The 11,651-nt window shown below is 35.1% G+C and carries 12 protein-coding genes; 1 reads left to right on the top strand and 11 read right to left on the bottom strand.

The genetic code is table 11. The features are described 5' to 3' along the window. Nucleotides 1-48: 48 nt before the first annotated feature. The 10 genes from gmk to hemH form a co-directional block, all read right to left on the bottom strand. Nucleotides 49-621, bottom strand: a complete 573-nt coding sequence (gmk, locus tag ACFSR1_RS13260) for a guanylate kinase (protein ID WP_378293242.1) — start codon at nt 619-621, stop codon at nt 49-51. 43 nt (nt 622-664) lie between these two features. Beyond that, a complete protein-coding gene (locus ACFSR1_RS13265; protein ID WP_378293244.1) occupies nt 665-1,525 on the bottom strand; it encodes a YicC/YloC family endoribonuclease in 861 nt (286 codons plus the stop codon). Between the two features lie 104 nt (nt 1,526-1,629). Continuing rightward, a complete protein-coding gene (locus ACFSR1_RS13270; RefSeq protein ID WP_378293246.1) occupies nt 1,630-2,223 on the bottom strand; it encodes a GNAT family N-acetyltransferase in 594 nt (197 codons plus the stop codon). Continuing rightward, complete coding sequence (locus tag ACFSR1_RS13275) at nt 2,216-2,767, bottom strand: CopD family protein (RefSeq protein WP_378293248.1); 552 nt, start codon at nt 2,765-2,767, stop codon at nt 2,216-2,218. Before ACFSR1_RS13275 ends, ACFSR1_RS13270 begins: the two co-directional genes overlap by 8 nt. Further along, nucleotides 2,767-3,057 (bottom strand): type II toxin-antitoxin system RelE/ParE family toxin, encoded by a 291-nt coding sequence (locus ACFSR1_RS13280; protein WP_378293250.1) that lies wholly within the window; start codon nt 3,055-3,057, stop codon nt 2,767-2,769. Before ACFSR1_RS13280 ends, ACFSR1_RS13275 begins: the two co-directional genes overlap by 1 nt. Next, nucleotides 3,047-3,322: a hypothetical protein gene (locus ACFSR1_RS13285; protein ID WP_378293252.1), complete on the bottom strand. Its 276-nt coding sequence runs from the start codon at nt 3,320-3,322 to the stop codon at nt 3,047-3,049. Before ACFSR1_RS13285 ends, ACFSR1_RS13280 begins: the two co-directional genes overlap by 11 nt. Before the next feature lie 28 nt (nt 3,323-3,350). Continuing rightward, the gene (locus ACFSR1_RS13290) at nt 3,351-6,470 is read right to left on the bottom strand and encodes a VPS10 domain-containing protein (RefSeq protein WP_378293254.1); all 3,120 of its coding nucleotides are present in this window, start codon (nt 6,468-6,470) and stop codon (nt 3,351-3,353) included. A 166-nt stretch (nt 6,471-6,636) separates the two neighbouring features. Continuing rightward, nucleotides 6,637-8,025, bottom strand: a complete 1,389-nt coding sequence (locus ACFSR1_RS13295) for an MATE family efflux transporter (protein ID WP_378293256.1) — start codon at nt 8,023-8,025, stop codon at nt 6,637-6,639. A gap of 14 nt (nt 8,026-8,039) precedes the next feature. Beyond that, entirely contained in the window at nt 8,040-9,095 is a 1,056-nt protein-coding gene (locus tag ACFSR1_RS13300) for a cyanophycinase (RefSeq protein ID WP_378293258.1), read from the bottom strand. A gap of 54 nt (nt 9,096-9,149) precedes the next feature. Further along, nucleotides 9,150-10,193, bottom strand: coding sequence for a ferrochelatase (gene hemH / locus ACFSR1_RS13305; protein ID WP_378293260.1), 1,044 nt, complete (start codon nt 10,191-10,193; stop codon nt 9,150-9,152). A 238-nt stretch (nt 10,194-10,431) separates the two neighbouring features. Here hemH and ACFSR1_RS13310 point away from each other — a divergent pair, with 238 nt between their 5' ends. Beyond that, the gene (locus ACFSR1_RS13310; protein ID WP_378293262.1) at nt 10,432-10,611 is read left to right on the top strand and encodes a hypothetical protein; all 180 of its coding nucleotides are present in this window, start codon (nt 10,432-10,434) and stop codon (nt 10,609-10,611) included. A 3-nt stretch (nt 10,612-10,614) separates the two neighbouring features. On the opposite strand, the gene ACFSR1_RS13315 is transcribed toward ACFSR1_RS13310, so the two are convergent. Next, entirely contained in the window at nt 10,615-11,505 is an 891-nt protein-coding gene (locus ACFSR1_RS13315) for an AraC family transcriptional regulator (RefSeq protein WP_378293264.1), read from the bottom strand. Between the last annotated feature and the right edge of the window lie 146 nt (nt 11,506-11,651).

Raw genomic sequence — 11,651 nt, forward strand, 5'->3', positions numbered from 1 at the left:
GATTTTTCATTTCCGTTTTCACGGAAATCTACTTAATTATTATAAAGCTTAATTTGCAAGAAACTTCTTAACCAATTGAAACACTTCTGCTTTTGCTTTTTCTAAGTCATCATTGGTAATAATAGCGTCAAATTGTGGAGCAGTTGCTAACTCGGTAGAAGCTTTGGCAACACGCATATTAATTTTATCTTCTGACTCAGTTTTACGCTTTTTTAATCGGATTTTTAATTCTTCGATACTAGGTGGTTTTACAAAAATAGCCAATGTTCGATCTGGATAAATTCTTTTTATATCTAATCCACCAACTACGTCTATGTCAAAAATCACATGTTTGCCTTTATCCCAGATACGTTGTACTTCGGTTTTCAGGGTTCCGTAAAAGTTATCTCGATATACTTCTTCCCATTCCAGAAACTCATCGGCTTTGATCTTGTCTTTAAATTCTCTTAGTGATAGAAAATAATAATCTTTTCCGTGTACTTCTCCTCCGCGAGGTTCTCTGGAAGCAGCAGATATTGAGAAATCTAAATTCAATTCCTCTTTATGTAATAAATATTTAACTAAAGTAGTTTTTCCACTTCCGGATGGCGCAGACAGCACGATAAGTTTTCCTTGTTTCATCTATATAAATTTTACCAAGATTGGGTAAAGACGTATATCAGTATTACAAAATATTTAATAATTGCTCTTTGATCTTTTCTAATTCATCCTTCATTTGCACTACCAATTGCTGCATTGGCGCATAATTAGATTTACTACCGATCGTATTAATCTCCCTACCAATTTCCTGAGTGATAAAACCTAATTTTTTACCATTAGAATCTTTAGAATTCAGGGTGGTTGTAAAATAGTCTAAATGATTGGCAAGCCTTACTTTTTCTTCTGTGATATCAAACTTTTCAAGATAGTAGACCAATTCTTGTTCAAATCGGTTTTCGTCCACCTGTTCTTTTAATTCAGAAACAGCCTTATGCAATCTTTCTCTTACTACTTCGATACGCTCTGGATCAATTGCAATTACTTTTTCCAGCAAATCACCAATATTTTTAATGCGAGTAACAAAATCTTTTTCTAATGCTTTTCCCTCGTCTAACCGATAACTTTCAATTGCCTCCAAAGCTTCTAGAAGCCCTTCTTTTATCGCTTCAAACTCTTTTTCATCTACTTCTGCACGTTCTGTTTTTAGAGCATCGGGCATGCGAACCGCCATTTTCATCATCTCCAGTTTTTCTCCAGAGTTGTGGATAGATTCTAACTGCTTGATATAATCCTTAACAATATCCTCATTGATTTTAGTTGAATTTTCCTCTGCAGTAACTTCGACGTATAGACTAAAATCAACTTTACCTCTTTCTAGAGCTTGGGCAATAGTTTTGCGCATTTCTAGCTCTTTTTCTCGGTATTGAGAAGGGATTCTAGCGTTGAGATCTAAGTTTTTACTATTTAAGGATTTTACTTCAATAGTAATTTTTTTGGTAGGAAGCTGAAGGATTGACTTCCCAAAACCTGTCATGGATTTGATCATAAGATTATATCGGTACTCGTTTAAAAAATTACACGAAGATACAAACTAATTACGAATGAATAATTACGCAAATACTAAAGGATCCAGGGTAAATACATTAAAACTTATTTATTAAGGGGTTTTTGAGCTTGGTTCACTTCTCTAGACATGATGATTTTGTCTATATATACTCCTTTTTCCATAAAGAAATTGGGGAGAACTCCGGATTGTATAAACTTCATTTTTTTATACAAAGCAACACCTGGACTATTGTTAGCATAAACTTCTAACCAGATCACTTTTAATAATTGATTTTCTTGTGCCCAGCTCAATACACTTTGAAGCAATAAACTACCAATACCCTGATTTTGCCATTTTGTATGAACACCCATACCAATGACTCCTGTATGTTGCATTTTTTTTCTCCAACTTCCCGTAAGATCTAAGTTTCCGATAATGGTGTTTTCAGAAATAGCTGCCAGAATAATGCTGTTTTTTTCAGATTGATATCTTTGGATCATCTCTCTTTCCTGATCGATATCATTAGGATATTCATTTGCGAATAGAGGTAGAGTTGCGGTGTCTTTTAGATATGCTAGTTTAAGTTTTAATAGCGGTTCAGCATCATCAGAAACCGCTTGTCTAATGACAATAGACTGATTGTTTTTGGTGGTGTATGTTTTTGGAAAGAAGCTCAATTGTGAAATTTTGTTAAGCATTGGGGTTTTTATCTCTAACTCTTTTATAAAATTTTATTCCAAGCATTAACAAAATTGCTAATAATAGAATTCCGATAACTCCATAAATCCAGTTAACTGCGTCTCTAACAATTACTAAAAATATAACAGCAAAAAGGATGATAGTGGCTCCTTCATTCCATATTCTCATCTGATTTGAAGTCCATTTTATGATACCTGCCTGAAGTTGTTTGAAAATTTGATGACTTTTTAAATGATATATAAAAAGTAAAACGATAAATCCCAGTTTTACGTGCATCCAGCCATTATGCAATATTCCGGGTCTAAGAATTAGCAACCAAACTGCAAATAAGGTAGCCAAAACAGCTGAAGGCCAGGTGATGATAAACCAAAGACGTTTAGCCATCAGTTTTAACTGATCGCCTAATATTTCTTTATCAGGAGATGGTTTTTGTGAAGCTTCAATCTGATATATAAACAATCTTGGGATATAAAAGAGCCCTGCAAACCATGTAATTACAAAGATGAGATGTAGGGCTTTAATGTAGTTATAGTATTCTTGCATTATTTTGGTTTCTTCGTGGGGTTTTGATGTGTATTAAAAATTGAGTAAATAATTACTGTATCGTTTTCAATCCCAAAAACGATCACAAATGGAAATCGTTGTACAGGGGCTTGACGAAAAGAGTGTTTTGAAATCTGAAAATGCTTTGGAAATTTCTGAATATATGAGATTTCTGATCTTATACTATTTAAAAACCGAAAACCTAAACCTTTCGATTTAGAATTATACCACTCTAAGGCATCTTCTAACTCTAATTCTGCTCTAGGTTTTAGAATAAGTTTATAGGTCATATTTTTTCCTGAGCCGCTTTTCTACTTCGTCCCATGTGGAACCTTTTGTTTCACCATTGAGGTGTCTTCTGCGATCTTCTTCTAAATGCACGTAGTGAGAGTCAGGAACCAAATCAATTGAATCTGCTTTATACATTTGATTAGGTTCCAAAACCATATTATCCGGAATCTCATTTAAAATACTTTCAATTTCATTAAGTATTTCAATATTATGACAATCCATAATAAGTTGAATTAACTCTAATTTTCTCGTATTCATATTCATACATCAAAGATAAGAAATAAATGAGTCCTTATTTATTTGCTTCCTCCACAAAAAGATAATTCAACTTTAAGGTATTGAATTCTGCATTAAAGCTTTTTATTTCCTCAGAAATTAATTTGCCAAAAGCGGTAAGCTGTTCATCGATTTGTTTGGTTAATTCATTTTTTACTGCAATATCCTGGGCTGTTGGTCCAAAATCTCCCATTCCTACTAACGAATTTAAATGCCCAAGTTTATTGGTTAGTTTAATAGGGAAATTTAAAGGATCCTGACCGCTACGGTTTTTAGTTTGATATAATGATTTTTCAATTTCACCGAACTGTTTCTGTAGGTCTTTAGCTTTTATCACTAAATCTTTTGTTTTCTCATCGTCTTTATACTGCTTTGAGAAAGACTTCAATTGCTCATTGATTTTTCTAATTTTTTTGATAGATTGATGTGCTTTATCTACTGTTTTGTTCACACTAGTGATAAAATCAAATTGCTGTTGCATTTGTTGTTGAGTAGCTTCTGCTCTTGGATCTGCTAGAATAGTAAATGGTTGTGAAATTGAGGTTCCATTAACATTTAGACTTACTTTATACGTTCCCGGAACGGCTTTTGGCCCATCAAGATTTGCCCACCACAAGATCATTCCTTCTAGTTTTTCTGCTCCATCGCCACGCATATTCCAATTGAATTGATTTGCTCCTTTTTTTAGATCTTTCAATTGGTCTTTTTTCTCTTTGGCACTTGTGCTAAATGATTTAATTGTATCTCCTTTTGTATTAAAATAAGTAAGCGAAATAGTATCTTTTTCTTTGTCAAAATTTTTGAGGTTGAAATATGTAATTACACCGCTTGGATGATTCGTTCCTTCAGTTTTAGATCCTTTTCTACTAGCACCACGCATTCTGTAAGTATCTTTTGGCTTAAATAGGATATTTTCCTGAGTTTTCGAACTATTATTAAGTTGATGTAATACTGTTAAATCATCAACGATCCAAAGGCTCCTTCCTTGTGTTGCAACAATGAGATTATTATCTTTTATAGCAAGATCGGTAATTGGTACAATAGGTAGGTTTAATTGAAACGATTTCCAATTTGAACCATCGTCAAAAGAAATATACATTCCGGTTTCGGTACCTGCATATAGTAGTCCTTTTCGTTTAGGATCGGCACGAAGTACTCTGGTAAAATGTTCACTGGCTATTCCTGTGGTAATTTTTGTCCACGACTGGCCGTAATTCGTGGTTTTATATAAATACGGTGCAAAATCACCAGATTTATATCGCGTCCCAGCTATATAACAAGTGCCTTCATTAAAACTACTCGGCTCGATGCTATTGATCATCATCCATTCTGGTATCCCTTTTGGAGTCACATTACTCCAGTTTTTTCCGCCATCTTGACTTATATGAACTAACCCATCGTCACTTCCGGTCCATAATAAACCTTCCTTTAGAGGACTTTCTGCAGCAGCAAAAATAGTACAGTAATATTCTACTGAAGTATTATCTTGAGTGATAGGACCTCCAGAAGATTTTAGTTTGCTTGGATCATTTCTGGTAAGATCCGGACTGATAACTTCCCAACTCTGACCTTCGTTTTCAGTTACGTGAACTTGGTTCGAAAATGTGTATAGTCGATTTGGATTATGTTTGGAGAACATAATCGGGAAATTCCATTGAAAACGATATTTCATATCCTCTGCACCGTGCCCCATTGGATTATCCGGCCAAACACTAATAGATCTTACGGTTTCTGTTTTGTGATTTACTCTAGTTAAAAAGCCATCATAACTACCTCCATAAACAATATCATTATCTTTTGGATCAATAGCAATATGAGCAGATTCTCCACCAGCAGTAGATTCCCAATCATCTTCAGAAATTGACCAACCTGTACTTCTATGATTAATTCTAATAGTAGAATTGTCCTGTTGAGCTGCATAAATTCTATAAGGGAAATTATTATCAGTAGTAACACGGTAGAACTGAGAAGTAGGTTGATTATGATAGGTACTCCACGTCTCACCACCATCATAGGTGATTTGGGCACCACCATCATCACCAATAATCATGCGTTGTGGATTTTCTGGCGCTATCCACAGATCGTGGTGGTCACCGTGAGGAGCTCTGAAACTACTAAAATTCTTTCCGCCATCCTTACTTTTATGATACGATACATTTACTACGTACACCACATCTTTATCTTTTGGATCGGCATAAATACGTGTGTAGTACCATGCACGTTGACGAAGACTACGATCACTATTTAAAAGATTCCAAGTTTCACCACCATCATCACTTCTATAAACTCCACCTTTTTCTTTGTTCTCTACAATTGCCCAAACTCTTTCACTATTAACAGGAGAAACTGTCACCCCCATAATTCCTAAGGTGTCCTTTGCAAAACCTTTATTTTTTGAAATTTCTTCCCAGGTTTTTCCACTATCCGTGCTTTTCCATAAAGCAGAGCCATTGCCTCCAGAACTCAGGCTATAAGGTGTTCTTCTGGCATTCCAGGTAGATGCGTATAAAATCCTTGGATTATTAGGATCTAATGTAAGATCGACTGCTCCTGCATCCTGATTGGCAAATAATACTTTGTTCCAAGTTTTTCCACCATCTATACTTTTATAAACACCTCGATCCTGAGTGGGTTTATAGATATTTCCTAGAACTCCGGCATATACAATATCCGGATTGGTTGGGTGTATTGCTATTCTTGGTATATGTCTACTTTTCGGAAGACCGGATTGGATCCAGGTTTTTCCTGCATCCACACTTTTCCAAACCCCATAGCCTGAAGATACATTACCACGAAGTGTTTTTTCGCCACCACCCACATAAATAACATTTGGATCACTTTTAGAAACAGAAATAGAACCAACTGATCCGCCAAAAAATCCATCGGATATGTTTTCCCAGGTACGACCACCATCGGTTGTTTTCCAAACGCCTCCACCAGTGGCACCAAAATAAAATAGATTTGGTTTACCAGGAACACCTGTCACTGCCGCACTACGACCACCTCTAAAAGGGCCAACCAAGCGATATTCTAGCGCATCATATAACTCCTCGTTATATATTTGTGCATTTAATGATGAGAAATTACCGATCAGAAGAAAGGCAATCAATGTGAGTTGAAAAATTCTTGAGTACATCTAGTTGAGTTTATAGTTTACACCCTAGAGGAGGTAAAATTCATAGTAAGTAGATTTGATGGTCCACTAAAATCTGGAATAAATGCTTATTGAGAAAGATTTTCACGTAAATTTAACCTTAGTTGATTTCCGTTTTATCTTCAGGGTTGCTATTTCGAGATAGTAATCAAGCGGTCTTTGATGTCACCAAGGTTTTTCTAACTTCCCTATTTAGATAATATCCAGTAAGAATTGTGGAGAGCACATCTGCAATCGGAAATGCGATCCAAACCCCTAAAACTCCAAGAAATGGAGGTAATATTAAGATGAGTGGAATTAAAAAGAACCCTTGCTTAGTAAGACTTAATAGTAATGCAGGTATTACTTTTCCTATAGATTGGAAATAAGCAGATCCTATAAGTTGTACTATAATTACCGGAGTTGCTAGGAATACTAATCTTAATGCTGATGGAGTGCGTTTTAGGATTTCTTTGTTATCAGCTAGCGTTTCTGGATCTAATGACTCTTTTGTGCTTACAAAAACGGAAATAAACTGTTGTGGGAAAACCATGATAACAATGAATATCAAAATCGCAAGTATTCCTCCATAGGTGATAGAAGTATTAATTGATTCTCGTACTCGCTGAAATTTTTGGGCTCCATAATTATATCCTGCGATAGGCATAAATCCTTGATTTACTCCAATTACCGGAAATAAGGCAAACATAAGTACGGTTCTTATAATTCCATAGGATGCGATATCTAATTCATCTCCATAATTACCAAGTACATTGTTTAATAGAATGCCTAATACAGCAATTGTCCCCTGTCTTGCTAGTGTAACAAAACTTAATCCACTTATTTCATTAACAATTTTCTTCTTTAACTTAATACATTCTAGATTTAAACGGAGTTCGCTTCTTGCAATGAAAAACCAAAGGACAAAACCAAAACAAATAGCATAACTTATAAAAGTTGCCCAAGCTGCTCCTTCCATTCCGTAATCCAATACATTAATAAGAATGTAATCCAATAAAATATTTCCGATAGCCGGTAATATCATGGCTACCATTGCAAATTTGGGTTTACCTTCTGCGCGTATGACATTGTTACCCATCATGCACATGGATAGCATTACAATACCATATAGAACGATTCTGTAGTAAACAAGTGCATAGTCCTTAAAAGATTCCTCTGCTCCTAAAAAACTAATGAAAAAATCTTGAAAAATTAACCCTATTAAAGCTAATGACCCGGAAATTAAAAAAGTAAGTGTGGTTTGATTTCCAAAAACCCGTAGTGCTTTATCATGATCACCAGAGCCTAATGCTCTTGATAAAACAGAGCTACCACCAATACCTATTGCTAAACCAATGGCTCCTATAAAAAAGGTAAAAGGCATAACAACTTGTACGGCTGAAATGGCTAGTCCACCGATCCAATTTCCTAAGAATGCGGTATCAACGATCATATTTAACGACATGACCAAAATACCGATAGAGGCGGGAACAGCCTGTTGGATAAGGAGTTTTCCTATCGGCTGTGTGCCTAAAGCTTCAGAGCTAACTTTTGCCATTCATTTTTTGTTTATTAATACGAAATTCGTAATCTTCCCCTGTCGATATAATAATATTGCCAATCTCCACCGGAACCAGTGGTCCAGCGATCTAACATAAAATAATTATTCCCCGAGGTATTTCCTGAAACTTTATACACTTCTACGGCACGTCGATCTCTATACCAGTCCAATGAACGTCTGGGAAGACATCTTTCAGGCCCATAAAAATATTGATTAAGAAAAAAAGCATATCCCTCTCCAAAAACTCGAGCTTTACCATCTTCATCGATACAAACTGCGGTACGTTCATCTACGCCTATTCCCTTACCACGAATTCCCCAATCTTCATTGATTCTGGCTAAAAAAGTGACGTGTCGTCCTCTCCTGTCTGGATCATCATAATGGGTATCCGTAATTACATTTCTTAGAAAAGGGTTATCGATAAAATTATGTTTTTGCAAGGTTAGATTTCTGTGATAGGGATTCCGCAAAGCATCTTCAGATCTAATCGTTCCATTTTCAGCGTCAAAATATATACCACCTTGTATAGCACATCCGGCACTGGTTCCGCCTATAACTACTTTTTTAGTGTTTCTAAGATAATTCAAGGCATCTTCGACTTTGGTGTCTTTCCAATACTTTACATAATTATACTGATCTCCTCCAGCAATAAAAACAGCTTCCGCGTTTCGGATAGTGGATTCGGTTAACGTAGAATTTGCCTTTTCTCTAGAATCTATTAGTAGTGTTTCTACTGAATTTACAGTAAATAGGTCAAAAAGATACTGATTGTAAGCGTCTGTTCCTGTAGATCGCAAAACAACAATATCTCCACCGTCAGATTTTTGGAGCATCCAAAGCATAGCTTCGTCTACATCAGTGCTACCGCCCATTAATAATGTTCCACCAGAAGTATTGGTAGACACATCATTAACATCACCTACAATCCCGATGGATGTATTAATTATTTTTTTTGAGTTTTGAATTTCTTCAGAAGTTATATCCAACACTTCTTCGTTTTCGCAGGAAGATAATAGAAAACATAATGAACAGATACTAACGAGCGATGAAACGTTGATTATTTTCATAATAGAATTGAATTCGTTGATTAGTGTTATTTTATAAAAACAAATGTCTTGGTTTTATTCTGATTCAACAGGGGTTTTAGCTTCCACCCATTCGTTTACCCAATTTCCTAATACATCTGCCCAGTCATCACGATCATTTAGGCAAGGAATTGTCGTAAACTCTTTTCCCCCAACCTCGTGAAAAATTTCTTCGCCTTCCATGGCAATTTCCTCTAGGGTTTCCAGACAATCAGAAACGAAAGCCGGCGTAACGATTGCCATTTTTTTGATTCCTTCTTTCCCCATTCTTTCTATAGTCCTATCGGTATAGGGTTGTAACCACGGATCGAATCCTAATCTGGATTGAAAGGAAGTTGAATAGGTTCCGTTTTTAAGGCCTAATTTTTTCGCAACCTGAACTGTAGTCATCTCACATTGATGACGATAACAAAATTCGTGTTGTACTGATCCTTTCTTAAAGCAACATTTTCCGTCCATTTTGCAGTTTCCATTGCTAACATCACTCTTTCTAATATGTCGTTCAGGTACTCCGTGATAGCTGAATAACAGATGCTCATAATCTAAATCCTTAATTTTTTCAGCGATACTATTGGATAAGACCTCTACGTATTCCTGTTTATTATAAAAAGCTGGAATGTCTGTAAATTTCATATTTGGAAAATGCTCCTTTCTTAATTCTTCGGCAAGTACCAAAATGGTTTCCGTAGTAGCCATTGCAAATTGAGGATATAGCGGAACGATTAGTACTTCATCTACTCCTTTTTCATGAAGTTCTTGTAATCCTTTTTTGATACTCATAGAACCGTAGCGCATCGCTAAGCCAACTGGGATAGAGGTTCGTTCAGCAACTTTTTTCTGTAATCTCTCAGAAAGAACAATGAGTGGAGAACCTTCTTTCCACCATATTTTTTTATAGGCTGCAGCAGATTTTTTCGGTCTGGTATTTAAGATAATTCCCTTTACTAACAGCGTCCTGGCCCATAATGGAACATCGATCACTCTGGGATCCATTAAAAATTCACCAAGATATTTCTTTACGTCTTTTGGATCAGTACTATCAGGAGATCCTAAGTTGACTAGAAGTACACCTTTACTCATAGTTTTTCTTTTTCGAAAGGTAAAAATACAAACTATTCTATGGATAGATCATAAAATTATAATAAGACTTAATAGTGGAAGAATTTTATATAGATGGTCTAATTAAAAGGTTAGAAAAACAAATAAGTGTTTTTGTTTTTCTAAATATTAAGAAACCTTTTATCCAAGTTAAAATATTATAAACTAGGGATTCCCAAGTAATATTTTTATATTTTTATATAATCAAAAAAGCATGAAAATGAAACGTATTATTGTAGACGTCCAAAATGATAAGCTGCCTTTTATCTTAGAGCTATTGGAGCATTTCGAGTTTGTGTCTGTTTTGGCAGACGCTGATGACGATGATAGAGGTATGTACGATTCTATTGTTTCTTTACAAAAAGGAGAAGGAATTCCGGTTAAGGAATCTCTGGATTAGTAATTAACTTAGGTTCATCACATATTTTTTTGGAGTAGTACCAAATTTCTTTTTAAATGCTGCTATAAAATGGCTAGCTGTGCTATATCCTACTTTTAATCCAACTTCATTAACATTATGACTTCCTGAAGCAAGTAGCTGGCGAGCTACTTCCATTTTATAATCAAATAAAAAAGCATACACCGGTTCTCCATAAATTTGTTTAAAGCCGTCTTTTAGTTTGCTGAGCGGTAATCCAATCTCTTTAGACAATTCCTGAAGTGTAGGGGGTTCTGCCATTCTAGCAATAATGATTTCTTTGGCTTGTTTAATTTTAAGAACATTTTCCTCATCAACTAAGAATGGACATTGATCAATATCCGCATCTTCAGGTTTATTAAAATATAAGCTTAATAACTCATATGCTTTCCCTTTAAAATATAAAAGCTTAATCGATTTATGGAGGTTGTAACTTAAGATTTGATTGAGAACTACGACCATTGAAGGAGATATATCGGCATCGGTATAGTATTTTTTATCTCGATTACCTTCTCCAAGAAAAGGGATGTAGTCAGCCTCTTTAGAAAATAAAGAGTGAAATTTCTTTATCGAGATTAACAAGGATACCAACCATGAATCTTTTTCCATCTCTAAATTCATTGGTAAATCTCGTTGTGGATTATAGAGTAAAAGTGATTTTTTTTGTGGTAACGGTATCGCATAACTTCCATTGTTGAAATTAAACTTCAAGTTACCTTTTACACAAAAATGAAATTGAATATAACTGCTATTGATATCTCTTATAATACGCTGAGTATCATTAGTTTCGTTTTGAAACTTAAGAATGTAAAAGCCATCTTCAATAATGGTCTCTTCTAGAATTCCTGGAGCGTTATTTTTGAGTTGTATTTCCATATTTGTAAAAACATTTATTTAGAATAAATCTAAACAGTTAAAATCGTGATCTTTGGGACTTGCACAAAAATAGGTGTTTTTACCCATTTTTACATATTTGAAGCTATAAACAACGCTTTTCGATACTTTAAAAACTTCTAGCGTTA

The organism is Aquimarina rubra (assembly GCF_042684305.1).
Classification (GTDB): domain Bacteria; phylum Bacteroidota; class Bacteroidia; order Flavobacteriales; family Flavobacteriaceae; genus Aquimarina; species Aquimarina rubra.